Origin of the sequence: Timonella senegalensis JC301, assembly GCF_000312125.1 — a bacterium.
Lineage (GTDB): Bacteria > Actinomycetota > Actinomycetes > Actinomycetales > Cellulomonadaceae > Timonella > Timonella senegalensis.
Genome location: NZ_HE978641.1, coordinates 845,743 through 871,078 on the forward strand (window position 1 = coordinate 845,743; position 25,336 = coordinate 871,078).

Sequence of the window (25,336 nt, forward strand, 5' to 3'; positions counted from 1 at the left end):
CGACGATTCCCGCACCATTTATCTGCAAGGTCCGGAACGCGTGGCGCTAGTTGGGCCCAACGGGTCGGGCAAAACCACGCTGCTGGAAAACCTGCTGGGGCGCGGCGAGCCAATGCCGGGAAGCGCCCGAGCGGAGTTGCTAACGGATCGCGTGGGGTATCAGTCGCAGCGGCTTGACTCGCTGGACGAGGAGCTGAGCGCGATTGAGAACATTTCTCCCGTGGCGCCCAGTATGACGGTGGGGGAGATCCGGAACCAGTTGGCAAGGCTCCTGCTGCGGGGCGACTCGGTGAACCGGCCGGTGTCGACGCTGTCAGGTGGGGAGCGATTCAGGGTGTCCTTGGCAAAGCTGCTGTTTGCAGAACCTGCGGCTCAACTGCTCGTGTTTGACGAGCCCACCAACAACCTCGACATGGCTACCGTGGACCAACTGGTGCAGGCGCTCGCGGACTACCGGGGAGCATTGCTCGTGGTCAGCCACGATTACGACTTCCTGACTAGGCTGGGCGTCGACTCGGTGATTGAGTTGGCGCGGCCTGCCTTGGATCAGCGGCAGGCGCAGGGGCAGGCTGCTGGAATTGTGCGGGGCGTGCTGAGTCAGCGCGCTGAACTCTAGGGATTGGATGCGCAAAGAGGGTGGGAGCATCCGACGCGCATCAGATGCTCCCACCTTGGGTTCACAATATGCCCACCCACTGACAGGCGTACTGTGCAGGGCGCTACTCCTTGGACGTCGGCGCCTCGTCCACCACCGAGTACGTGAACAGGGCTTCCCAGTCCGCCGTGCCGTCGGCGCTGAGAGTGCGTTCGCCCACGAACTGCCCGGTGGACGGATCAATCAGGATCTCGGTGCGCTGGTCCTGACGGTTGGCCTCGGTGCGGCTGAAGCCCACAGCAGTGCGACCGTCAGACAGAGTGACTTCAGGGGAGCTCGTCACGTCCGGTACCAGTGCGATTGCCTCATACAGTGCCACCCGCTGCTCCGCAGTGGCTGTGCCAACCCGAAGGAAGCCGAGGATGCGGCCGAGGTTGTCCTCCGCGCGAGAAACCGATCCGCCATCGTAGAAGGAGTCAACGTACTCGTAGGCGGCCTTGCCGCTCGAGGTAGGCAGCTCCTGAAGGCGGTCAAGTGTGAGGTTGCCTTCGTACTTCACGGTGCCGTCGCCAGCAATGCCATCCGACGTGTCTTCGTAGAACAAGCCACGCTTAGCCACCAAGAACTCGCCCTCGGAGAACTGTTTTCCATCAATCACTATGCCGGAACGGTCCCATACCCAGGACTCGTCGCGATCCGCAGGAATATACATGAACGAGGTCGTCGAGTAAGGCGACTGGTATGTCTCCTCAAACCCGGCGGGTGGTGTGTCCGCGGGGAATCCATGAGGGAAGTATTCCTCGCTTGCTACGCGCAGGTACTGCCCCTCGCCGACCTCTAGGTCCGAGTACTTGATCGTGTTGTCGGCGGCCTCGCGCAGTATTTCCGCAGCGACCGCGGGCGCGGTAGGCGTCAAAACCTGAGCCGCCACGACACCCAGGGTCACGGCGACCGCAGCGGCAGCCGACCATCCCGCTAGCTTGGGCGTGACGTGCGAACGGAACCAAGATCGTCGAGAATCTGAGCCAGCACTAGCACTAGCACCAGCAGTGCGCGCAAGCGCGCGTTCCTCCGCCAACATGGCCCGGTTGAGTGCGGTGTAGGAGGGTGAAAGCTCCTCGACGGAGCGCTCTGGGACGTCGTTGCGGAGGGACTTAAGCGAATCGAACTCGTTCATTTTCCTTCTCCTTGAGTGATGGGGCCTCGCGCAGAATGCGGCGGGCTCGGTTGAGGCGGGAACGCACGGTTCCCGTGGGGATGCCGAGGGCATGACCAATTTGCTCGTAGGTCAGGTCCTCCCAGGCGTACAGGAGCAAGACGTCCCGATCTCCCTTGGATAGTTTTCGCAGGTCAGCTGCCAAGTGCCGCGCACTGGCGTGCGCATCGATGGCAGCGTCACTTGTGGCTGTGCTGTCGGGGACGGTCTGGGCAGCGGATGTGCGCTCGGCCAGTTTCAGGGTTCGGGCCTCTGCTACACGCTGCCGGTGGATCAGGTTGGTGGCGATCCCGAAGAACCACGGGAGCGCACTCGAATATGTGTGATCGAACCGGCTACGCTTCTCGAACGCCAGCAGGAAGGTCTCGCTGAGGATGTCGTCCGCTACGGCCTCACCGATACGTCTGGACACGTATCGGTGGAGCCGCGGCGCGTGACGAAAAAACAGCTCCCCGAACTCGGAGGGCCGCCCCAACGATCTCTGGATGATCTCGCTATCTGTGCTCACATCAGGTATTCACGGGAGAGGGGAAAAGGGTTCACGGTGGGACGTCACGCGGCCGCACCAGAGCGTGAGCCTCGCCAAACATCCGCATCCACGAGGTCGCCGTCTTTGCCGGGTGGGTCCTTCTCGAGCGCCCGCGCAGTCTCCTGCACAAACGTCGGTGCGATGAGGTCGTCGCCGTCGAGCACTAGAACGAGATCAGCCGACGTCGTCCGAATCCCGGCGTTGCGCGCCGCACTAACCCCAGCATTCGCATGGCGGATCACGCGAACCCCCGAGATGCTAACCAACTCAGCCAGCACCTCGAGCGAGTCCTCGTCACTCGACCCGTCATCCACCACGATCATCTCCCGGACGGGCACACTCTGTCCGAGCACGGACTCAACTGCGTCGCGCATAAGTTCGCGCTGATTGAAAGCGGTGATGACCGCATCGATCGTGACCATGGGGACAGTCTAGGGATGGGCCCGCGCTGGAAGGTGCTTTATCGTCGGTAGTCATTTTGATTTTCGACGATAGGGCTGGATCCCAGCACCACCCTCCGCGGCGGCGCCCCAACCGCCGAGCAGACCCAACGAGCCTACGATGGAAATGTAACCGTCGATCTACCCCAACAGGGAGTGAACCGTGCATACACGGATCATTGGGCAGGTCGCGCTGGCGTGGCTCCTCGCGCGCTCCCCACTGATCGTGCCGATCCCCGGCACCCGCCGCACCGAACGGATCGCCGAGAACGCGGGTGCCTGTGGGCTCGCGCTGAGCGCCGACGAAGTTGCGGACCTGACGAGCCTGGCGTCGCGGGTTGGAGTGGCAGGGGACCGGTACAACGCCCAACACATGGGATACGTGAACGGGTAGGGGCGCACCTTCTGGCCGGCCTCTCCCGATCGAGATCTACCGTGGGAGTTCGAGATCTACCGGCGGACGATAGATCTCGAACCCCCGCGCTAGATCTCACCCCTGCGACGCCATCAGCATCACGACGCTCGGCTCGATTCCTGTGCTGGTGCTCGTCTCCAGTGTCTTAGCTTAGGCGCGTCACAATTCGTGACTGCGCCCGGGTAGTTAGAGTTTCTCGCGACGTTCCTTTACTGCAGTTGTTCCATGGTTGGGTTACCTCTTTTCCTGCGCGCCTGTTCACCTGCTTTGATGCTTTCCGCGCGCGTGTCCACTCGATTAGTGAGAGTCTGACAGGACGGATCTGGCGCGTCTGAGGGTTTATCCCTCCACGACATCCAGTTGATGGTTCCAGTTGGGACAGTATCTACACACGCCAAGGGGGACTTCTGATGACATTTGAAAAGCCAAGGAACGAGGCTTTGGGGCTGTCTAGGCATGCCTCGTATGTTGCAACACCAACTTCACGTCTTGAGCGTTTGTTTCCCGATGTATCCGTCGAAATTTACGCCAAGTTGGACAACCTCCAAATGTCGGGTAGCACTAAAGAGCGAACAGCGAACTCCCTCCTTGAGGGCGCGTTGACTGATGGATCCTTGCAGCCGGGCGGAACGGTCGTGGAATCTACATCAGGAAATCTCGGTATGGCTCTTGCGCGGCAGTGTGCGCTTCGTGACCTCAAGTTTGTAGCTGTGGTTGATGAGCGGGCGAACCAAGCGGCATGCGATGTAATGCGGGCATTTGGTGCAGTAGTTGATCTCGTACCGACTCCACCGGACGGGAACCGTCTTCGTGCTCGGGTGGAAAGAGTAAGGGAGTTACTTGAGAGCCTGCCAGGCTCCGTGACTACCAACCAGTATGGGAATCCCAACAACCCGCGTGCCCACGCCAGCTCAACCTTGCCTGAGATTTGTGAGGCTCTTGGAGGTGAGCCCGATCGGCTGTATGTAGCAACGAGTACCACGGGAACGCTCGTGGGATGCATGAACGGCGTACGTGATCTTGGCTTATCCACCACGGTGGTTGCAGTTGATGCGGAAGGGTCTGCACTGTATGGAGGGAACTCCGCAGAACGATTCCTTCCGGGACTAGGCGCGGGATTCGAAACGGACCTATCGCGGACTGTGACACCCCATGAGTTAGCGCGCATTCCTGAAGTGCAGATGGTGAGGGGCAGTCGACTACTGGCCCGACGCGAGGGCATCTTGGCAGGTGCCTCAACTGGTGCGCTTGTAGCTGCTATGGGTTGTGATGTGGCACGACGCTCAACTTCCTTGAGTGCACCAATAGAGCGGTGGGTTTTCTTAGTACATGACGGCGGTACCCCTTATCTGCCCACCCTCTATAACGATGAATGGGTCGCCCGGACGTTTAGTTACCGCCAGGACGAGGATGAGTCTTTCGGTGATGCGAACCCGTTTTCTCGCGATGAGATCACTGTTCCTACGGCCATGGCGAGTTACTCCGTGAGCGTGGGAGCGCAGGTCAGTTGACGCTGAAGCATGAAATGAATGTAGCTGTCGTGGGCGGCGGACCAAAAGCGTTGGGTTTGCTGTGTGAGTTGGAAAAGTTGGCGATAGAGAGCGGAAGTTTTGCCCTCAACGTCACGGTATTCGATCCGTTTCCGCCGGGTGCTGGTGAGGTGTGGGACGCGCGCACGCCCGAGCACTTGATCATGAACGTGAGACCGGAGGTCGCCGATTTTCGGTGCCCCTCGTGGTCTTGGTCTTTCGGGGATTGGGTGAGCCGAGTGAAGGGTGTGGAGAGTCCTGAGTATCCGCCTCGTCGATGGATGGGGGAGTACCTCACAGAGGTGTTTCGCGCTGTGGCTAAGAGTCCACACTTCGACGTTGAGTGGATACCCGAGCGTGTGACTGGGCTCGAGCAGTCTGATGCCGCGCTAGAGACTCAATGGCTTGTGCGCTCTGTCCCAATGTCAGGCAGCACTCCGGACATCGGATCAATGGAAAGAGCGTTTGACGCCGTAGTGCTTGCAACCGGGCACCATAACCCGCAGAGTGCAACGTGGCATCAGCGGATCATGAATGACCCCGCACTCGGTCCGGGAACGAACGTACGGGTTCGTGGGGCCGCGCTCACAGCGATCGACGCGGTCTTGGACCTCACAGAAGGAAGGGGAGGGGTCTGGCTCGAGGAGGGAAAGACACTCCGATACGTTCCGTCCGGCCACGAGCCACGCTCGGTGACGTTGGTGTCACGGACCGGCGTACCGCTTTCTCCTAAGCCTCCACGAATCGCAGAACACCGCAGAGACATCATTCGGGCATCCTGCGAACCACTTCGTGAGTTATCAAATACATCCGAGGTTCAGCCGTCCTCTATGTGGTGGGACACGTTGATTGCCGCAGCGGTTTCTGTTGCGCGAACGTGGGGGCTAGAGACCCCGCCCCAAACTTTTAGACAAGTACTTTTTGCGGATGAGCTAGGGGACGCTGCGAGCCCCACCGCGCTGCAGCGAATGGAAGCTTCACTGGCCATGAACCGTGGAGACGTGCCGCCTGACGAGCGTTGGGTTCTCGGGCGAGTGTGGCAGGAAGGATACGCAACGATCATTTCTTCGCTGGATCGTAAGGAACGCGACCCAGAGCAATGGGCGCGCTTCCAGGACGCGGCAGCGCGTTTGGAGCGGTGGGCGTACGGGCCTCCGGAGCGTACGGTAGGGCGCTTAGTTTCCCTCACCCGCTCAGGCTGGTTGAGGTGGGAGATGGGAACGGATGAACGGCACGATATAGATGCAGTGACGTCGGCCCCAGGAGTAGCAGTCAACGAACATCGGGACACACTCTGGGCGGGCCTGAGGGCGGCTGGACACGTTCATGTCAGGGAGGGAGAGCGTGGGGTTCTGACTACGAGCCGCTGTCAGTGCGTTGGCGGCAGTGGTGCTGAAACTCCCGGTCTTTTCGCCCTTGGGCGCCCCACGGAGGACCCGGTTATCGGACACGATACGCTCAATCACCATCTACACGGCGAGGCAGCACGGCTCGCGCACACACTTGTTTTGGCGGCGAAGGGAGCACTTGTATGACGGTAATCGGATGTGAGGGGATCCCCCCTCTGACGGCTCGAACTGAACCATGGATGGAGGTGGCACTTGCGCAACCTGACGAATGCGCAGATCTCATCGCTAGGTGGGGTTCCCCGCTCAATCTCCATGACTTCACTGCTCTTGCTCGAAATGCGAACGAACTGAAGCGGGTGGCAGCCTCCCATGGGACTGCATTCGCCATCTTTTTAGCACGCAAGGCAAACAAGACCCGAGGGCTCGTCCGTGAAGCAAGGGACTTGGGTTTGGGACTTGATGTGGCTAGTCGGCGAGAGCTCCAACAGGCTCTCGATGATGGGCTACCCGGTGATCGGCTCGTCTTCTCTGCGGCAACCAAGACACCCGCTGCGCTCAGACTAGCTCTCGAATCCGGGACTTGTATTAGCCTGGACAATCGTGATGAGGCAGATCTTGTGCAGCAACTCGCGAGGGATTCAGGGACCAAAGCTCGAGTAGCGTTGCGTCTCGCGGTGATGGATGAGCGTGTGCCCCCAACGAGGTTTGGAATGTCTGCCGCAGCGTGGGTGGAGTACCTTTCGCGGGATGATAGCGGGTGGTTGGCTATTGCCGGAGTCCATTTCCACCTCAACGGCTACGAGGCACTCCATCGGGCCATCGCACTTGTTCAGTCGTGTGTTCTTGCGGATACTCTTTCTGGTCTGGGGCATCACCCCACATTTGTAGATATGGGTGGGGGCTTCCCCATGTCGTACCTTGACGACCCCGCGCAGTGGCGAGCCTTTTGGCGCATGCTTGCGGAAACAACGGATCCCGCTGGCAGTAGCGATTCCGAGAAGAACGTTCTCCCGCCCACGTGGCGCGGGGACCGGCTCGGCATGGAGAACCCGGAAGCCGACCGGCCCTCTCCGCAAACCTACCCCTACTATCAGCGGGTGACTCGCGGGGAATGGCTCGACGCTGTTCTAGCAACGTCTGTGCGTGAAGCGGCAGGCAGCAAGGATTTCAGGGCGCTTCCGACCGGTCAAGCGGACTCTACGATCGCAAATCTTCTCAATCAGCGCGGTCTTGAACTTCGATGCGAGCCGGGGCGCGCCATGCTCGATGGGTGCGGGATGACGATTGCAGAAGTTGCATTCCAAAAGCAAACCAGCGATGGCGTAGGACTCGTGGGCCTGTATATGAATCGCACAGCAATGCGCTCGACTTCCGCCGACTATCTGGTGGATCCGCGTCTAATCCGGCCCAGTACCGCAATGACACCACGGCAGTGCGAGCGTGCCTTCTTTGTGGGGTCATACTGCATCGAGGAGGAATTGATCATGCGTCGCGCGTTTACCTTCCCGGATGGAGTTGCGCGAGGTGACATTGTTGCTTTCCCCAATACGGGTGGGTATCTCATGCACATTCTTGAGAGCGCGTCCCATCAACTCCCGTTGGCTGCAAATCTCGTGCGCACTGAGTCCGGATGGAGTCTTGACGAGGGCGACCGAGACCATATTGCGGGCGGCGAATCACTCGACCGCAGCTTCTGAAGTTCCGTACTCTGCGAGCACGCATTGTTGCGGTCAACGGTGAGGGTTCGAGATCTACCGTCGGATGGTAAATCTCGAGCCCTCACCGTCGATGTCACGTGTGCCGCGTAGCCGCGCCAACCCCGTGCGCAATCGCAGTCCCTGTGCCCAACTCGACCCGAGACTGTTAGACCCCTCTGCTATTCGCCCAAGTACCTGGCCAAGTTATCCAGCGACGAGTTGAGCCCCGTGATGTGGTCCTCCTGATCGATCGCATCGGGCACGTTGTCGGCGCGGACAGTTACCTGGGTGCCTCGCCGAGTTGGCTCGAGCGTCCACGTCATCGTCATGCCGTCCGCAAACGACGGGTCCTCGGTCTCAAAGCTGCCGCCCTGGACGATCTTCTCGTTCTCCACGATCTCGAGGTACTTCACGTTGACCACGTCTTGGGTGGCGTTGGTTTTTCCGGTGGCGAGTGACTCGTCATCCAAGGTTAGGGTCATTCGGTATCCGCCGCCCACGCTGGCGTCGAAGTCTTCGATCTTCCCTGTCATTCCGGTGGGTGGCAGCCACGTCTCGAGAGCGTCCTTGCTCGTGAGTGCGGCGAACGCCTGGGGTGCCTCAGCAGGCACAATCCGCGTAGCGGTGTCAGTTCTGGACATATCGTCATCATAAGTCGGGTCTCGCGGCTCCGCTCGTCGTGAGTGGCGGCCCCTGATTCACGACGATCTTGGTCCCTTCCCAGCGTCGCCCACCATTTGTTGTGGCTTATGCTCCGACCATTCGTACCAGGGTGTCGAAGGATAGATCATTCATAACACCGGCCTCGTTGTACACAGGCTCTCCGCCCTTGAGGATCACGACGGTCGGAATGGACTTCACTCCGAATCGTTCGATGGCTCCGGGGTTGTCGTCAGCGTTGACCTTGGCAAAGACAATGTCGCCATGCCGGCCTGCGACTTCCTCAAAGATTGGTCCGAACTGCTTACAGGGCGCACACCAGGGTGCCCAGAAGTAGAGCACTACAAGGGGGTTTTCCTGTGCGGTGGAGTCGATGTCAGCTTCGCTGAGGTTTAGGTGCGCCATGGCTTCATTCTCTCCCATCACGCTCCACCTCACCGATCGAGAGTATTCCTGAGCCCACTCTCGATGTCGAGAGTGGGCTCAGGAATACTCTCGATCTCGGGGCGAGGGAGTTTGGGGCGAGGCACCAAATATGGTCGAGCTAGATAACCTCCGACACCAGCACCCGGCGCGAGCCCCTGTACTGCAGCGCAAGCGCAATAAACCCGACGCCAACCAGCGCGAACACCACGGGCGCGATCCCGTTGTCCGGGAGCACCAGGGCGCACACGCCGCCAGCGGTCATGAACGCGATGTTGAAGAGTAGGTCGTAGAACAAGAATGCGCGGCCGCGATAGTCGTCGGGAGTGTCCTGCTGGATGATCGTGTCAAAGGCAATCTTGGCGCCTTGGGTGCCTACACCCAGCATGAGCGCAGCGATGAGCATGGTGACGGGGGTGAGCTTGATCGAGATAACCACCATCGCGAGGGCTGAAACGAGCATGCAGAGTTGGATCCAGCGGTGCTCTCCAACGGCTTCCACCACGAACGGGGTAATCACGATCGCGAGGCCAAAGCCCACTGCGGTTGCAGCAATGATCTGCGCGAACGAGCCAATCCCTGTCTCAGACCCGGTAGCAAAGTAATTGCGCGCAAGGAGGATGGAGGCCACAAACACGACGCCGTAAAGGAACCTCATGGCACCCATGGTGAGGAGCGCACGGGCAGGGCTGTTGAGCTCCACGAGCACGCGGCCTGCAGCAACGAGTTCGCGCAGAACCCCGCCCACGGAGAGCTTTTCTGAGTTCGTAAGTTCGTGGTGCGTGGGACCCAACTCGTCGCGGCCGAACCCGAGGGCAACCACAATCGAGCTGGCGAACACAACTCCGGCGAGCGCAAGAGTAGCGGCATCGCGAGCGTTGCCAACGGGCAGCACGAGCCCCAACATGACACCCACTAGGGCGCCGATTCCGGTGGCGGCGGCCCCGATCGTCGGCAATATGGAGTTGGCCAAAAGCAACTGTTCAGACGAAACCACGCGAGGTAGGGACGCGCCCAGCGCGGCCAACAAGAAGCGGTTCAGTGCCAGCGCGAGCATCGCGATCACGTATACAACAGGCGTGATTCCAGAGGTCACGATCGCAATAACGATGAGAACCGTAAGTGCCAAGCGAATCGAGTCCGTGACAACGATGATGTTTCGGCGGGGCCAGCGGTCAATGAACACGCCAACAAACGGACCCACAATGGTGAACGGGGCGAGCATCGCGAACAGAGCCAAGGCGATCGCAGCGGGGGAACCCTGGGACTGAGCGGAGAAGAAGAACAGGGTGGCGAGGGCCGCCTGGAACATGCCGTCGCCAGACTGACACAGCAACCTGATTGCAAAGAAGCGCTTGAATCCGCTCGAGTGCATGAGCACCCGTAACTTGGCTGAGATGCCCATAACCACCTGTCACGTTTGTGCCTGGAAGTGGCCCGCGACTCGATTCGTGCGTGCAAAATAACTTCCGGCTTAGCGATTATAGGTTCAAATTCGCCCGGTTCAGCAGGGCCAAAGACAAATGGAGTCGAGGGTCACGCAAACGCCAGCGCGTGGCCGAAAGTATGACACGCAAACGTCCATGGAGATGACGCGATTACCTGCGATGTGCGGATGCGGCTAACCACCTGGCGCAGGGAGGATGGAACCATGATCACAGTCGAGAACGTCATCAAGAGGTATGGCACTCAGGCCGCCCTCGCGGATGTTTCCTTCACTGCTCAGGCAGGCCGGGTCACCGGCTTCCTCGGGCCAAACGGTGCAGGTAAGTCAACCGCAATGCGCATCATCTGCGGGCTGGCCAAGCCCGATTCGGGCCGCGCCCTCATCGGTGGCGTGCCGCTCACGCAGGTCCACAACCCCGCCCAGAAGGTTGGTGCGCTGCTCGACGCAAGCGCCCAGCACGATGGCCGCACCGGTTACGAGTCGCTCCTGCTTAGCGCGATCGCGATGGACGTCCCGCGCAAGCGCGTGGACGAGACCCTCGAACTCGTGGGCCTGACGCCCAAGGAGACCAAGCGCCGCGTGGGCGCCTATTCGCTGGGCATGCGCCAGCGGCTTGGCATCGCGAACGCCCTGTTGGGTGGACCCTCCATTCTGATTCTCGATGAGCCAGTCAACGGCCTTGACCCGTCCGGTATTCGTTGGATGCGAGATCTGCTCCGCGGCTTCGCCGCGGACGGTGGCACGGTCCTGCTGTCGTCTCACCTCCTGCTGGAGATCGAGGCCGTAGCGGACGACATCGTGGTGATCGGAAACGGCAGAATCGTGGCACAGGGCGACAAGCACTCCCTCCTCAAGGGTGCTCAGACCCACGCCCGGGCAACGGATATGCTCGCCCTCGATGCTGCGGTTCGCGCTGCGGGCTTCACGGCCGAACCCGGCAAGGCCGGGGAACTCACCACCAACGCGAGCGCAGAGCAGGTGGGCCGCGCTGCGCTCGAACACGGCATCATCCTGACCGCGCTGTCCGAGGGCAGCGCAGGAGCGCTCGAGGACCTCTTCTTTGGCCTCACGCAGGACAGCTCGCGCGAAGGCACACCCAACCCGGCCGGCTCGCACGCGGGCGGGACTGGCGCTGGAACGTGGCCACAATCGTCGACAATCAGTTCCGCCACAGGCGAAGGAGCAAGCAAATGAGCGCGGCCACCACACTCACCCCTGCTGCAGGCGGGCAGTTCACCGCGGGCGCGCCGGGAATCCCATTCGGCCGGCTGCTGCGGGTGGAGCTGCGCAAACTGTTCGACACGCGGGCCGCACGGGTACTCGTGATCCTCATGGTCATCGGGGTGCTCGCGGTCAACATCATCAGCGTGATCGTGGGGCGCGGGGAACCACAGTCGCTGGACGCGTTCATCCAAGGGAGCTTCATTCCGCTCGGATTCCTCCTACCCATCATCGCGATCATGTCGGTGACGGGTGAATGGTCGCAGCGCAGCGCACTCACCACGTTCATGTGGGAGCCGAGGCGCGCGCGAGTGCTCGCAGCCAAGTTTGTGGCAGCCCTGATTGTGGCGCTTCTTGGGTTCGTGGCGGTTGCGGCGTCTTCCGCGCTGTCTCTGGGCATTGCGGGACTGACCGGCAGTGAGCTGGACTGGAACATCAACGAGGCCATTGTTGCCGGAAGCCTGATCATGCTGGTCACGTATGTGGCGCAGGGAATCGCGTTTGGTGCGGCAGTGCACAACACGGCCGGCGCGCTGATTCTCTTTGCGATGCTTCCCACTGCGGTATCGCTGCTGACCGCGCTGGTGCCGTTTCTGCGGGACATCCGCGAATGGATTGACATCAACGTGGCCTCCTCGCCGATAAGCGTGGGTGAGTTCGGGGGATCGAATGTTACCCACTTCCTGGTGAGCGCACTCCTGTGGATCGGGCTTCCCGCCGCGATCGGCGTGTGGCGGACGCTCAACCGCGAGGTCAAGTAGCCGCTCAATCGCTCGACACGATTCCACCCAAGCCAGAAAGCACCACCTCAGCGTCCAGGTCTGGGGTGGTGCTTTCGCCATTTTCCAGAGGGCCCGTGCTGCGGTACGCTCAGTGCATTCCCGCGCCCTACCGGGCGCTTAGGTAACGTCGCCTAGTCATGGAGATCGTCGTGCTCGCCGAGCCCTCCCACACCCCGAGCACCGCCCTTGTTGCGCGGCGCACGGTCCTTATCGCTTCCCTCGCAGGCGCGGCGACGGTGGCCGAATGGGGCTTCTTCACGGATCGCGGTTCCGCTGTGGCATTTGCTCGACTCGACACCAAGCCCCTGTTCTCCTCTACGGTGGGTTTCTCCTCGCTATCCACGCGCGAGCTCGCATTCAATCACCGGGACGTAGTGGCCGGCACTCGATCTCTCGCGCAGTCGGTGGTCCGGGATGAGTTGGTGTCTCGCGAACGGCGCTGGCTCGAGGCTCTCGCGCCGTGGACCCGGAGCGGCCCGCACGCGGAGCTGATCCAGGCGGCGTACCTCGACCTGTTCGTGTTGTCTGTGGGTCTACCAGCCCCCGTTGCCGGGTGGAGTCCCTCATGGCGGTATGTGTGGCCGCGGGATACCGCCCACATCGCGGTGGCGTTTGCACAGGCGGGGAATGTCCCCGGGGCACTAGAGTGCCTTCGCTTCCTCGCGCGGGTTCCCCGCACAGAGCAGGGCTGGTTCAGAGCCCGCTACACGCTCGACGGCCACAGCACCCCTGACAACCGCCCCGACCAGTTCGACGGCCTCGGCTGGGTAGCCTGGGCCCTGCGCGAGGTCTCGGAGCGCGTGGATTGGTCCGCTGCTGGGGTCACTCGCAGCGACTTCTTGGCCGAGTTTGCGCCCCTGATCGCCGGTATCTGCGACGACATGACGTCCGCCGTTGTCGCCGCACGCGGCACCGCGCCCGTCTCTCCCGACTACTGGGAAAAACGCGAGAAGACCCTCACTCTCGGCACGATTGCCCCCACTCTTGCGGGCCTGACGGCCCTCATCCCGCTTCTCGACGATCTTGGGGACGCCACGAGGTCACGTGCGGCCGCGCTCGCGGCCGAGCAGGTTACGGCGAGTATCCTGCGGGACTTCGCCCCCAACGGGTATCCCAGGTACGCGGGCGGGGACGCAGTCGACGCCGCGGTCGCCTTCCTCCTGCCGCCGTACGTGTGGGACTTCCCGGACGAGGCCGGCGTGCGCAGTGCTCTCACACGGGCGTGGGAAGTTCTCGGCCAGCCGGCAGGTGGAATCACACCGGGCCAGGGGTGGGAGCCGGATGGGGTTTCGTGGACCCCGGAGACGGCGGTGTTTGCACTGGTGGACGCTACCAGCCCCGATTCGGCGACTAGGGCTAGGGCGCGCAAGACAGTGGAGTGGCTAGGCGCCAACCGTACGCTTTCCGGTTCGTACCCAGAAAAACTTCTTGCGGACGGCAGCCCTTCGGCCGTGGCGCCCCTGGCGTGGACGGCGGCGTGTGTGGCGCTCGCGGCTTACGAGCTGCGGTAGGCCGCAAACCAGCACCCCACCCTCACCCCAACTACAATCTCGGGTGGCGGTGGCGGTGGCGGTGGCGGTGGCGGTGGCGGTGGCGGTGGGTCGGGACCACGATCGTCGAAAATCGGGACAACACAACAGCCCCCGGCCGTCAGGCCGAGGGCTGTATGCGTTCAACAGATCCGCAAACTACAGATCTGCATACGATGGATCAGTTGTTGGTGATCGCGATTGCGTCAATCTCCACGAGCATTTCCTCGCGTGGCAGGCCAGTCATGACCGTGGTGCGCGACGGCAGAACGCCGGAAGGGCAGTTAGCGGCTACGAACTCGCCGTATGCCTCGTTCATGGCGCCGAAGTTGTCGCGGTCGGTGAGGTACACGCGGAGCATGACCACGTCGTCGAATGTCGCGCCCGAGGCCTCAACAATCGCTTTGACGTTCTCGAGGGTGCGGATGGTCTGCGCCTTGACGTCGCCTTCGTAGAGGTACGTGCCGGTTGCGGGGTCGACGGGGCCCTGGCCGGAGACCTGCACAAACGGGCCCTTGCGGACGCCCTGGTGGAATGTGTGCGCTGGTGCCGGTGCGTTGGGGGTCGAGATTGCTGACTTGGTCCATTCGGTCACGGGAGGACTCCTAAAACTGGGTTTCGATGATGTCGATGATTTCGTGGGCGTCGTTGGTGACGAGCGCGGTGGCCCACTTGTCAAAGATTGTGCATGGGTGCGAGATGCCGAGCTTGACCACGTCGCCGGGGGCGAGCGGCTGGTGTTCGGCGTCTGCCCGCACGAAGGCGTGCTGGTCGTTGACGCTCGTTACGGTCCAGCCGTTGTGGCTGACCACGAGCGGCAGATCGATGTCGAACGGGACGTCTCGCCGCCCCACGTTCAGGAGTGCGAGTCCAGGTTCGGGGGTGGACAGCACTACGGCGTGAACGTGTGCGGCAGCGCGTGGGAGCGGGGCGTCTGCGGCCCCGTCTAGCCACGTGGCGGGCATGCGAACCCATGGGTTCGCGCGTTCCAAGAGCCCGTGGTCGTGGATGATGTATGCGCCTGCGCGCACCACGGGAATGACGCTAATTATCGACGATTCTGGCTGGCTTTCGTCGTGGCCTCGCCTAGTGACAGTGAGAGGGCCGGGGAGCTCGCTCATGACTACGTCGAGGTAGGCCGAGCCTCCGGCCGAGACCACCACTGTGCCGTCCTGTAGGTCAATCAGGTCTCCTGCGATGAGTATTCCGGCGAGGTCGCGCAGCTGGTGCAGGTAGGCAGCAACGTTCTCGAGGTCTTGAGCGGTGTGTGCGGAGGCCACGGAACCTTCGTATCCGGAGACTCCTCGTACGCTGAGGCCTGCGTCACGCGCCGCGGTGGCTACCGCGATTGCTTGGTCGAAGTTCCGCACGCCGGTGCGGCCATCGGGGACGCCGAGCTCGATCGTTATGCACAGGTTGGCGTGCACATGTGCGCGCTCTGAATCCGTGAGGTCACCGGAGTGAGCCTGCGCGAACTGCTCCAGACCTGCGGCGATGAGTGCCACGCCGTCAAGGGAGTCCGCATACAGGTAGATGGTGAGGTCGCGGCCGGTCCGGAGGCGTTCTAGGATGGAGCCCGCGAGGAACGCGATCTCGGATGGGACAACCACCTCGTTCGCGTGGAAAACGCGCTCGAGCCCGGGGATGTCCCAGGACAGGGCAGCGGCGATGTGCCCGACCGTCGCCGTGGTAACTCCCCACGATCCCGCTGCGATCTGGCGTTCCACCAGTTGCGGTGACATGGACGTCTTGATGTGGGGCGCGTGCACGCATCCAGCGCGGTCCGCGGCCGTGGCCATGAGCGCTAGGTTGTGCTCCATCGCGGAGTCGCTCAACTCGAGGACGGGGTAGCGGGTCCACTCGGAACCAATGGCCGGCCGCGCCTGCGCAACAGCTGCCCGGACCTCGGTCAGTGGCTGCCAGGTGGTCAGCGCGAGGCCCTTGGTGCCCGGTCCAACGTGCGTGCTCACAGGGTCTCCAACTTGGTTGCTTGGTGCGGCGTTAGTGGGCGTCCGGCGAGGACTCCCGTCAGCGCACCGTTTCGGAGCACTAGCTGGCCGCGGACGATGACATCGTCCACGCCTTCGGCCTCTTCACGTGGGCTTTCGTAGGTTGCGCGGTCGGTCACCGTGTCCACGTCTACCAGTGCGATGTCGGCAATCTTGCCCACGGCGATCTGGTCGTGATCGAGGAATCGGTACATCCGCGCGGAGCGTGCGGTGAGGTGCTCCACGGCGTCCTCGAGGCTCCACGCGCCTTTTTCGCGGACGTAGGTCTTGAGGTAGCTCGCAATCGTTCCCCAGCCGCGGGGGTGTGGAGCCCCGCCCTGGTAGATCGCGTCCGAACCGGCAACGTGGCGGTGATCCATGGCGAGTGCCTCCACGGAGGCAGGGCTGTTTGTTGGCGGCTGCGCAAATACTGCGGAAGCGCGCAGGCGGCTGGCCACGAGGATCTCAATGAGTGCCTCCGCCGGCCCGAGTTCCAGGCGTTCCGCCGCGGCGAGGAGCGTCATGCCCTCCGCCCAGGCGAGTTCGCCCGGAACCGCCGCGAGAGTCACGCGTGGCCACAGATCTGTGAGACCGGAGAGGTGCTCCTCCAACAGGCGCGTGCGTACTGCGGGACGTGCCAGTTCTGCCAGCGTTGCCTCGACGTCCGCAACAGGAAGCCAGGACGGTAGTGCCAACATGGAGAGGATGGTGCATCCGCGCAGGTAGGGGTACGTATCAAAGGTGATACCCGGTCCGCCCGTTGCGGCCTCAAACCCATCCAGTGCAGGGGCAATCTCGGAGACCGGTCCGTGCAAGTGGGACACGTGGGTGTGCACGCCGCTGACCGAAGCCAGGGCGGCGAGCTCCTCCAACGCACCAACCGCAGCGGCTTCGTAGCCTCGCATGTGGCTGACGTGGGGGAGATTCGCCTGTGCAACGAGTGTCAACAGGGTCTCGAGTTCGCGCACATCCGAGAACTTGGCCGGCGTGTACTCGAGTCCGGTCGACATCCCGCACGCACCGTCGTTCAGTGCGTCCGTGACCAGCGCGGACATCTGGGCCAGCTCGGCATCCGTGGCAACGCCAGGTCCGCCACCCTTGACTGCATACCGCACGGTTCCGTGGGGGATCAGGTACCCAACGTTGACGGGCGTCGACCCGTCGTACAGCGCCAAGAAGTCTGCTACGCTTCCGCCGGCGAACCCACGGGGTGCAGGTCCGTTGATCGCGGCAAAGTAGTCACCGGACCAGGCCGCCGCGTCGAACGCGCCGTCCACGGGGGAGGGCGCGAACGAGACGCCGTCCTGACCGAGAATTACGGAAGTGATGCCCTGGCGCAAGAGCGCCAACTGGACGTCCTCGTCAAAGAGCGCGCCTTCCGCATGAACATGCGTGTCGATGAAGCCTGGGAAGGCCACGCGGCCACGTCCGTCGATGACGGCCGGTGCGGTGTTTGACGCGCCTAGAGCGTCGGTTTCAGATGTGGAGATCTGGGCAAGCAGCCTCGGATCGTGTTCGGTGATCGCTGCGATGCGATCGCCTTCCACGTGAATGTCCACAAGCTGCGAATCATGAGCAGGGAGGCGCACCCCGGAGACGATCATCCGGGGCGCACCTCACTGGTGGCAGCGGAGGTCGCACCCTCCATGTACACGTCCAGTTCACTTACGTGGAGTTCCATTCCCTCATGCCATCCCCCAACGAACTCGCCGGAGCCAGAGGCTTCGATTTCCTCGTTGAGATCACGCGGCCACCCGGAAACCCCTGGACGCTGCTGCCACGGTAACGGCCCGTCTAGCGGCCGATACTCGACCCCCGCCGCTTCAAGGCGAGGAAGATGATGAGTGACCAAACGGTCAACAAATTCGGCCGATGCTGGTGTGCCCTGCGACCTATCGGTCTTAGGGCTCCACGCCACTTCGGCCACTGCACAGAGCCGCGGGAACGCTGCGTAGTCGACTCGCCGCGGCGAGTCGAGCTGCTCGGTCCACAACTGGGCTTGGATGCCCAGCAGGCGCCCAACACGTCCCTGATTCTCGACGATTCCCTCACCCTGATTCTCAAAGTGCGGTATCGCGTCTGGTTCGAAAGCCAACACGTCCTCAAGAGTGCGAACGAAGCCCACGGGAATGGGTTCTTGCTCCCCCTCCGCCGCGCGGTGGTCGAGGTACAGGTCCTGCTCAGGGGCCAGGACGATGTCGTAGCCCTGCGCCATCGCGCTGGCGCCGGAAACGTACCCACGCCATGTGGTGACAACGGACTCGAGCGGAAGGTGTTCGCTGACGCCCTCGTCCCACACCACAGGACGGCGTCCACGAGACACCACGAACTCGCCGAGCTTACCCAGGAACCAACCGTGGAGTTCGTCCACGGAGTCCATGCCCTGTTCGCGCGCAAACGCGACCACGGTTTCGTCTTCGCGCCACAACAGCGGAGGCACTTCGTCACCGCCGAGCCCAATGAATGGATCGTCAAAGATGTCCATGAGCTCGTCGAACACGTTCTTGAAGAACTCTAGAGTCTCCCAGTTGGGTCGCAGCACGTTCGTGGAGATACCCCAGCTCGTGCGGACCGTTGCTGGGACGTCGCCTTCAAGCGCACAACCAAGCTCGGGGTAGGCGGCGATAGCAGCCTCGGCATGCCCTGGAACATCGATCTCCGGGAGCACAGTGATGCCGCGAGCATGAGCGTAGGCAACGATCTCGCGCAGATCTTCCTGCGTGTAGAAACCACCGTGTGGTCGCCCGTCATGAATGTTGTGGCGCCAAGGACCAACGTTCGATTCCGTGCGCCACGAGCCGACCTCGGTCAGGCGTGGGTAACGTTTGATCTCCACGCGCCAGCCCTGGTCGTCAGTGAGGTGCAAGTGCACCACGTTGAACTTGTGGGCGTGAGCCTGGTCAAGGTAGCGGAGCACATCGTGCTTAGGCATGAAGTGTCGGGCAACGTCCAAGAGCACGCCGCGCCAGCCAAAGCGAGGCGAGTCCTCAAACGAGGTCACAGCGAACTGGACGCTCCTAGCCGCCGAGTGTGAGCGACGGAAAGCTGGGACACCAGCAAGCTGACGCAGCGTAGCCACAGCATTGAAGGCGCCAGCAGCGTCACGCGCGCGCACCTCAATCCCAGCCACGGCGTCAACCGCAAGAGAATATGACGACGTAAGTGAATCGTCGTGAATGAAGCGCACAGACACCTGGAGCGCCTGCGCCAAAGGCGCGGCCGCGTCGACACAGTGAAGGGCAACCCCACAGCCATCTGCAAGGTGCTGCGCGAACAAGCGTGCGGCAGCAAGCAGGGGAGCATCAGCAATGATGCCGGTGCCGGCTGTCAGGGAGAAAGTTTCGGACGCGCTCTCGGCGCGAACACCCTGGGGGCGAGGCAGAAGGGAATCCCACCCCGCCGGGCGTGCCAGCTCAGAACCCTGAGCCGGCACACCCGAAACGGAATCAGACATCATTTAGAGTCCGCGAGTACCAAACTGGTCGCGGTCCTCGCTCAAACCTGCAGCGAGCTCGGCACGAACCGAATCACGGAGCTTGCCGTGGTTCGCAGGGTTCGGAGCCGCACCAAGAAGGAGCTTGGTGTACTCGTGCTGTGGGTTCAGAATGACCTCATCTGACGGGCCACGCTCCACGATGTTGCCCTTGTACATAACAAGGATTTCGTCGGAGAAGTGACGCGCGGTTGCGAGGTCGTGGGTGATGTACAGAACGCCGAGGTTATCCTCACGCTGCAGGCGAGCCAGCAGGTTCAGAACCGAGAGACGAATCGACACGTCAAGCATCGAAACAGGCTCGTCAGCGATCAGGTACTTTGCACCAGGAGCCAGCGCACGTGCGATAGCAACGCGCTGACGCTGACCACCCGAGAGTTCGTGTGGACGACGCTTGGCGATGTCGCCAGCTGGCTTCAGGTTTACGCGCTCGAGGAGCTCGATGACCTGGTCCTGAGCCTCTGCGGCATTGCTTGCCTTGCCGTGGAGACGCAGTGGGCGGTCGATGTGGTGAGCAATCGAGTGGAACGGGTTCAGTGATGCGAATGGGTCCTGGAACACCATCTGCACGTTGTGGCGGTAGTCGCGCAGCGCGCGGCCGTGGACGTTCGAGTCCTTGCCATCAACCACGATGTTGCCCGCGGATGGGTTTTCGAGCTTCGCAATCATGCGAGCGATCGTCGACTTACCGGATCCAGACTCGCCCACGAGAGCGATGGTCTTGCCAGGCTCAAGGGTGAAGCTGACGTCGTTCACGGCACGGAAGTTCGAAGACTTCATGCCGCTACGGATCTTGAAGTCCTTGGTTAGGTTCTTGACTTCGAGGGACATAGTTACAGTCCTTCCTTCCGCGTTGCAGTCTCGTCGACGCCAGTGCGGACAAACGAGCCACGGTCGCCGGTCAGGCTCGGGAACGAGCCGAGGAGCCTCTTCGTGTACTCGTGCTGAGGGTTCTCGTAGATGTTCTCCGAGGTGTTCAGCTCGACGATCTCACCCTGGAGCATAACCGCGATGCGGTCAGAGATCTCAAGGAGCAATGGAAGGTCGTGAGTAATGAAGATGACTGCGAAGTTGAACTGTTCGCGTAGTCGCATGATCTCGCGGAGAATACCGCGCTGGACCACCACGTCGAGAGCAGTGGTTGGCTCATCCATGATCATGACCTGAGGGTTCAGGGCAAGAGCCATGGCGATCATGACGCGCTGGCGCATACCACCGGAGAGCTCGTGTGCAAACGAGTCCAGACGGCGAGGGTCGACACCCACGAGGGTGAGGAGCTCCTCGGCGCGCGCTTGCTTGGCTTCCTTGGTCATGTCCGGACGGTGTGTGGTCAGGACGTCGAACAGCTGAGCCTTGATCGAGATGACAGGGTTCAGGGAGTTCATAGCACCCTGGAACACCATCGAGATCTTGTCCCAACGGAAAGCACGGAGCTTGTCACCGGAAAGCTGAGCAACGTTGATGTCGTAGCCTTCCTTGTCGTGGAAGGTGATCTCACCAGAGGTGCGCAATGCCGGTGGCTTGAGCAGCTGGTTGATTCCGTACGCGAGCGTGGTCTTGCCACAACCCGACTCTCCTGCGAGGCCGAGAATCTCACCGCGGTTAAGGGTCAGCGATACGTTGCGGACTGCCTTAACAGGTGGGTCAACCTGGTATTCGATGGAGATGTTTGAAGCGGTGAGGACTGGAGTCTGGGTAGCCAGGTAAGCCTCATGGCCCGCGGTGGTCAGTGGACCGGTGTAGGTCTCGGCGCTCATGCCGTCGCCCCCTTCTTTGCAGCCTTCGCGGCGGCCTTCTCGGCCTTGCGGATTGCCTTCACAGCAGCGGGTGCAGTGCGCAGCTTCGGGTTAATGGTCTCGTCGATCGAGAAGTTGATCAGCGAGAGACCACAGCCGAGGAGCGCAATCATGAGCCCTGGTGGAATGAACCACCACCACGCGCCAATGTAGAACGCATTGTGCTGGGAGGCCTGGTTCAGCATGGTTCCCCACGTGATGGATCCTGATGGGCCCAGACCGAGGTAGGAAAGACCCGCCTCGGAAAGGATCGAGAGCACCACTGCGGAAAGGAACTGAGCCGCGAGGAGTGGAAGAAGGTTTGGAAGGATCTCAACGCAGATGATGCGCCAAGTCTTCTCACCGGCTACACGGGACGCAGCCACGTAATCACGGTTTCGAAGAGACTTTGCCTGGAGGCGAAGAACGATGGCGGCACCAGCCCAGGAAGTAATACCCAGGACGACTGCGATGACCATCATGGAGCGGGACTCCATGTAGGAAGCGATCACAATAATCAGAGGAAGACCGGGGATAACCAGCATGATGTTGGTGATCAGTGAGAGGCCTTCGTCGACGTATCCGCCAACGTAACCGGCAACGATACCGAAGAACAGCGAAAGCGTAACGGCGATGATACCGGCGACAACACCGACCATGATCGAGCCAGCAGCACCCTCAGCGAGCTGAGCCAAAAGGTCAGCGCCAAGGTTGTTGGTGCCAAGAAGGTGCTCGCCACCTGGCTTGAGGAAGGTTGCGTTGTCGTAGTTGCGTGGGTCCTGAGTGACAAAAGGACCGATGATTGCAAAAAGGACAATGCCGAGTGTCAGGAAAAGACCAAGTCCAAGCTTGAAGTCCAAGCGAGGAAGCATGTCCTTGAAACGACGGGTTTTAACTGGTCCGCTGTTTGCAGCGGCCTCTTCGAATTCTGGTACGCCAGCGTCCTTGTCCATAACAAGAGTTCCGCCGGGTGTAGCAGCAGCAACAAGTTCGTCGCCTGCTCCGGCGCTCATAGCGCCGTCACTGTCGAAGTCTGGGTGAAGGTTGTTGTTAGACATTTGCGCGCGCCCTTGGGTCGATGAAGCCGTAAATCAGGTCCATGATGAAGTTCGCTGCAAGCACGGTGAGCGTGATGACGAGGAACACGCCCTGCATGAGCGCGAAGTCCTTGTCCTGAACAGCGTTAATCATGAGCTTTCCGATGCCTGGGTAGGTGAAGACCTGTTCCATGACAATCGAACCTGCAACCACGAATCCAAGGCTGATGCCGAAGCCGGCGAGCGATGGAAGGGCTGCGTTACGGGTTGCGTACCAGAAGAACACGCGGGAGCGCTTGAGGCCCTTGGCCTCTGCGGTGGTGATGTAGTCCTCGGACAAGGTGGAAACCATCATGTTTCGCATACCGAGCACCCAACCACCAACGGAAGCCAGAACGATCGTGATCGCTGGAAGCGTTCCGTGGTAGATAGCGGACTTCATGAACTCCCAGGTCATTTCTGGACCGGCAGGGAAGTCGCGCAGAGAGTATCCACCGATGATGGGGAAGATCGCGAGGTTCACCGAGAAGACCGAGATAAGGATGAGTGCGAGCCAGAAGTAAGGCACGGACTGCATGAGGGTCATTCCTGGGATGATGCCGTCAGCAGCGGTTCCGCGCTTCCAGCCGGCGAACGCGCCGATCCCTACACCGAGGATGAAGGAGATGATCGTGGCCAAGCCAACGAGGGCGAGCGTCCAAGGGAGCGCCGAACCGATGAGTTCGGTAACCGGTGCTGGGAACTTGGTCAGGGAGACACCGAGGTCACCCTGGAAGAGCTTTCCCCAGTACTCGAAGTATTGCTGCCAGATGCTGGCATCCGATGCGCCAAAGAGGAGGTCAATCGACTTCTCCATGGCGGGGGTAATCTCGCCGCCCTTGCGAAGCAACTTGTCCACGAAGATGGTTCGTGCGTCACCAGGCATAAGGCGCGGGATGAGGAAGTTAAGTGAGATTGCGGCCCACAGGGTGATCACGTAAAACGTGATCCGCCGCAGATAGTACTTCACGACTAGTTACATCCTGTCTAGTTGATCGTCGTTGATTCTCGGTTCTCGCCAGGATGGTTCTCTACGCGGGGGGTGTGTGGTGTGCGTGAGGATCATCCATCCCCGCCACTCGGTGTCTCAGCTTGCCTGGTGCCACCGGCGTGCGACCGATAGCGGGCCAACTGAGGCCTCTGTGAGGGGAGTAGGACCAGAGAACAATGGCCGGGTCCCGCAGAGCCTTGGCAGAGCGCGTAAGCGCGGCACCAATGAAATGACTGCCTCGTCATTGCGGGACACGGACCGATTGTGCACTCGAGAGTGCTGCACTCGAGAGTGCTGCACTCGAAAGTGCAAAGCCGGGCGGCCAAAGGGAGGTTGGGCCGCCCGGCTTTGTTCCAACATTTAGGTCAGGCCACTAAGGGCTGAACCACGCTGTTGAAGCTGGGACTTACTTGTAGGTGAGGTTCGCGAGAACGACACCGGAGGACATACCATCCCAAGCTGGTGGGAAGGAGTACAGGTTGTCCTGGGTTGGCCATCCGTCAAAGTCGACCTGGTTGTAGAACGTCTGCGACGCGCTCAGGAACATTGGGATGTATGGAAGGTCGTTGACGATTTCCTTCTGGATAGCTGCGTAAGCTTCCTTCTTGGTTGCCTCGTCGTTGGTGGCAGCGGCCTTCTTCACGGCCTCGTTGACAACTGGGTTGTCGTAGCGAGCCATGTTCCACTCGCCGGACTCAAGCTGGGTGCCGACCTTCTGGGTGTAGTCGCCCGAGAACCAGTCACGGTAGATCTGGTATGGGTCTGCGATTGGAGTACCAACCACACCACCGACGATGAGTTCGAAGTTACCGGTCATACGGGAGTCAGAGAACTCGTCCCAGGTAACCGTTTCAGCCTTGATCTCGATACCGGCTTCCTTAGCCTGTGCCTGGATGAGCTCTGCAGCCGCGTTGTAGTCCGACCATCCGTCAACGGAGATCAGCTTCATCGAGACCTTCTTGCCATCCTTCTCGTAGATGCCGTCGCCACCCTTGGTGTAGCCAGCGTCTTCGAGGATCTTGGTAGCAGCAGCTACGTCAGCGGTCTGTGGCGACGTTGCTGGCATGCCCTCGGCGACCCACTGGTCGTCGCGGCCTGGCTTAGCGAACGTTGGCGACATGTCGCCCGAGAGGTTGAAGAATGCCTTCTCGTTGACGGTCTTGCGGTCAATTGCAAGGTTCAGAGCCTGGCGAACCGCGGTGTCAGTCTGTGCACCGGTGCAGCCGAGCTTTGCGTTCGAGCAGGTGTACAGGGTGGTTGGGTTCTGGTGAATCGCGAGGTAACCGAGGGTCCCGTCAGCGGTGAGGGTGTCAGGCTGAGCGATGAACATGGTGGCCCAGTCGAGCTGCTTTGCCTTGAACAGGGACTCAGCGGAGTTGTTGGCGTCAACACCAATCCACTGAACTTCCTTGACCTGTGGCTTGCCCTCTTCCCAGTAGTTCTCGTTAGCAACGATGGTGTAGGAAGCGTCGGTGACAGCCTGAACCTTGTATGGTCCGGTGCCAACTGGGGTTGCGTTTGCGAAGGTGACGAGGTCAGCTTCCTTCTCGAAGATGTGCTTTGGAACCATGTAGGTCGCACCGAGGATCGAGTACGCGTTGGTGAACGAAACAGCGTTGAAGTTCATCTTGACAGTGGAGTCGTCGATCTTCTCAACCGAGTCGACGTAGTCTGCCTTGGCAGTGTCGTTGGTGAAGGAGAAGATCACGTCGTCGACGGTGAAGTCGGTACCGTCGTTCCACTTAACACCCTGGCGGATCTTGATGGTGAGGGACTTGCCGTCCTCTGCCCATTCAGCGGACTCACCGAGCATTGGAACTGGGTCGCCTGCAGCAGCCTTGTTGTAGAAGAACAGGGACTGGTAGATCGAACCGAGTGCTGCGTGGAGAACAGTTGGCGAGTAGGGGTTGAAGTTCGCAACGATTGGGGTCTGCGAACCGGCCCAAACTACGAGTGGGCGGCCTTCCTTGGGAGCCTCGGAAGTGGTGCCGTCAGCGCCTGGCTTCTCTTCACCCTTGTCGGTGTCGGTGCCACATGCTGCAAGCAGGGTAAGCGAAGCTGCGAGGACCATTGCTGGTACTACGCGCTTGCCACGAGACATACGAAACATCATCGTTCCTTTCGAAGACAGACGGGGTTGTGATCCTAATCCGTGGTGGCGGAAAAGGAACTCCGTTCTGG

At 61.2% G+C, this 25,336-nt stretch carries 22 protein-coding genes and 1 pseudogene; 8 read left to right on the forward strand and 15 right to left on the reverse strand.

What is annotated here, in order from left to right; translation table 11 throughout:
- On the forward strand, positions 1–616 hold a 616-nt coding region (locus HGSM_RS03595), incomplete at its 5' end, for an ATP-binding cassette domain-containing protein (protein WP_154646245.1).
- Positions 617–719: 103 nt separating this feature from the next.
- On the opposite strand, the gene HGSM_RS03600 is transcribed toward HGSM_RS03595, so the two are convergent.
- From HGSM_RS03600 to HGSM_RS03610, 3 genes are read right to left on the reverse strand one after another with little or no spacing between them, the layout of a single operon-like run.
- A complete protein-coding gene (locus tag HGSM_RS03600) occupies positions 720–1,772 on the reverse strand; it encodes a hypothetical protein (protein ID WP_019147374.1) in 1,053 nt (350 codons plus the stop codon).
- The gene (locus HGSM_RS03605; RefSeq protein ID WP_019147375.1) at positions 1,750–2,319 is read right to left on the reverse strand and encodes an RNA polymerase sigma factor; all 570 of its coding nucleotides are present in this window, start codon (positions 2,317–2,319) and stop codon (positions 1,750–1,752) included. The genes HGSM_RS03600 and HGSM_RS03605 overlap by 23 nt, the downstream gene beginning before the upstream one ends.
- Positions 2,320–2,363: 44 nt before the next feature.
- Positions 2,364–2,762 (reverse strand): glycosyltransferase family 2 protein, encoded by a 399-nt coding sequence (locus tag HGSM_RS03610; RefSeq protein WP_051009572.1) that lies wholly within the window; start codon positions 2,760–2,762, stop codon positions 2,364–2,366.
- Positions 2,763–2,961: 199 nt separating this feature from the next.
- On the opposite strand from HGSM_RS03610, the pseudogene HGSM_RS03615 reads away from it, so the two are divergent.
- The 4 genes and pseudogenes from HGSM_RS03615 to HGSM_RS14935 form a co-directional block, all read left to right on the forward strand.
- Positions 2,962–3,174, forward strand: a pseudogene (locus tag HGSM_RS03615) (aldo/keto reductase); the annotation flags it as partial.
- A gap of 431 nt (positions 3,175–3,605) precedes the next feature.
- Entirely contained in the window at positions 3,606–4,706 is a 1,101-nt protein-coding gene (locus HGSM_RS15060) for a cysteine synthase family protein (protein WP_081581292.1), read from the forward strand.
- A gap of 14 nt (positions 4,707–4,720) precedes the next feature.
- Positions 4,721–6,259 carry an FAD/NAD(P)-binding protein gene (locus tag HGSM_RS15065; protein ID WP_081581293.1) on the forward strand — a complete coding sequence of 513 codons (1,539 nt, stop codon included), beginning with the start codon at positions 4,721–4,723 and terminating at the stop codon, positions 6,257–6,259.
- A 53-nt stretch (positions 6,260–6,312) separates the two neighbouring features.
- Entirely contained in the window at positions 6,313–7,770 is a 1,458-nt protein-coding gene (locus HGSM_RS14935) for an alanine racemase (RefSeq protein WP_019147378.1), read from the forward strand.
- 179 nt (positions 7,771–7,949) lie between these two features.
- On the opposite strand, the gene HGSM_RS03630 is transcribed toward HGSM_RS14935, so the two are convergent.
- The 3 genes from HGSM_RS03630 to HGSM_RS03640 form a co-directional block, all read right to left on the reverse strand.
- Positions 7,950–8,411, reverse strand: a complete 462-nt coding sequence (locus HGSM_RS03630; protein WP_019147379.1) for an SRPBCC domain-containing protein — start codon at positions 8,409–8,411, stop codon at positions 7,950–7,952.
- A gap of 106 nt (positions 8,412–8,517) precedes the next feature.
- Positions 8,518–8,835, reverse strand: coding sequence for a thioredoxin family protein (locus tag HGSM_RS03635; protein WP_040594600.1), 318 nt, complete (start codon positions 8,833–8,835; stop codon positions 8,518–8,520).
- A gap of 139 nt (positions 8,836–8,974) precedes the next feature.
- The gene (locus HGSM_RS03640; RefSeq protein ID WP_019147381.1) at positions 8,975–10,258 is read right to left on the reverse strand and encodes an MFS transporter; all 1,284 of its coding nucleotides are present in this window, start codon (positions 10,256–10,258) and stop codon (positions 8,975–8,977) included.
- Positions 10,259–10,504: 246 nt separating this feature from the next.
- On the opposite strand from HGSM_RS03640, the gene HGSM_RS03645 reads away from it, so the two are divergent.
- From HGSM_RS03645 to HGSM_RS03655, 3 genes are all read left to right on the forward strand, one after another.
- Complete coding sequence (locus tag HGSM_RS03645; RefSeq protein ID WP_019147382.1) at positions 10,505–11,494, forward strand: ATP-binding cassette domain-containing protein; 990 nt, start codon at positions 10,505–10,507, stop codon at positions 11,492–11,494.
- Positions 11,491–12,282, forward strand: a complete 792-nt coding sequence (locus HGSM_RS03650) for an ABC transporter permease (RefSeq protein WP_019147383.1) — start codon at positions 11,491–11,493, stop codon at positions 12,280–12,282. The genes HGSM_RS03645 and HGSM_RS03650 overlap by 4 nt, the downstream gene beginning before the upstream one ends.
- Positions 12,283–12,440: 158 nt before the next feature.
- A complete protein-coding gene (locus HGSM_RS03655) occupies positions 12,441–13,814 on the forward strand; it encodes a glycoside hydrolase family 15 protein (RefSeq protein WP_019147384.1) in 1,374 nt (457 codons plus the stop codon).
- A gap of 199 nt (positions 13,815–14,013) precedes the next feature.
- Here the strand turns inward: HGSM_RS03655 and HGSM_RS03660 are convergent, their stop codons facing one another.
- The 9 genes from HGSM_RS03660 to HGSM_RS03700 all read right to left on the reverse strand — a co-directional run bounded on the left by HGSM_RS03660 (position 14,014) and on the right by HGSM_RS03700 (position 25,265).
- Entirely contained in the window at positions 14,014–14,427 is a 414-nt protein-coding gene (locus tag HGSM_RS03660) for a RidA family protein (RefSeq protein WP_019147385.1), read from the reverse strand.
- Between the two features lie 10 nt (positions 14,428–14,437).
- Positions 14,438–15,802 carry a type III PLP-dependent enzyme domain-containing protein gene (locus tag HGSM_RS03665; RefSeq protein WP_019147386.1) on the reverse strand — a complete coding sequence of 455 codons (1,365 nt, stop codon included), beginning with the start codon at positions 15,800–15,802 and terminating at the stop codon, positions 14,438–14,440.
- Positions 15,799–17,424 carry an N-acyl-D-amino-acid deacylase family protein gene (locus HGSM_RS03670; RefSeq protein WP_019147387.1) on the reverse strand — a complete coding sequence of 542 codons (1,626 nt, stop codon included), beginning with the start codon at positions 17,422–17,424 and terminating at the stop codon, positions 15,799–15,801. The genes HGSM_RS03665 and HGSM_RS03670 overlap by 4 nt, the downstream gene beginning before the upstream one ends.
- Entirely contained in the window at positions 17,421–19,274 is a 1,854-nt protein-coding gene (locus HGSM_RS03675) for a beta-N-acetylhexosaminidase (protein WP_081581331.1), read from the reverse strand. Before HGSM_RS03675 ends, HGSM_RS03670 begins: the two co-directional genes overlap by 4 nt.
- A 3-nt stretch (positions 19,275–19,277) precedes the next feature.
- A complete protein-coding gene (locus tag HGSM_RS03680; RefSeq protein WP_019147389.1) occupies positions 19,278–20,144 on the reverse strand; it encodes an ABC transporter ATP-binding protein in 867 nt (288 codons plus the stop codon).
- A gap of 2 nt (positions 20,145–20,146) precedes the next feature.
- On the reverse strand, positions 20,147–21,070 hold the full coding sequence (locus HGSM_RS03685; protein WP_019147390.1) for an ABC transporter ATP-binding protein: 924 nt from the start codon (positions 21,068–21,070) through the stop codon (positions 20,147–20,149).
- Positions 21,067–22,146: an ABC transporter permease gene (locus tag HGSM_RS03690; protein WP_019147391.1), complete on the reverse strand. Its 1,080-nt coding sequence runs from the start codon at positions 22,144–22,146 to the stop codon at positions 21,067–21,069. Before HGSM_RS03690 ends, HGSM_RS03685 begins: the two co-directional genes overlap by 4 nt.
- Positions 22,139–23,134 carry an ABC transporter permease gene (locus tag HGSM_RS03695; protein ID WP_019147392.1) on the reverse strand — a complete coding sequence of 332 codons (996 nt, stop codon included), beginning with the start codon at positions 23,132–23,134 and terminating at the stop codon, positions 22,139–22,141. The genes HGSM_RS03690 and HGSM_RS03695 overlap by 8 nt, the downstream gene beginning before the upstream one ends.
- 427 nt (positions 23,135–23,561) lie before the next feature.
- Entirely contained in the window at positions 23,562–25,265 is a 1,704-nt protein-coding gene (locus tag HGSM_RS03700) for an ABC transporter substrate-binding protein (protein ID WP_040594607.1), read from the reverse strand.
- Between the last annotated feature and the right edge of the window lie 71 nt (positions 25,266–25,336).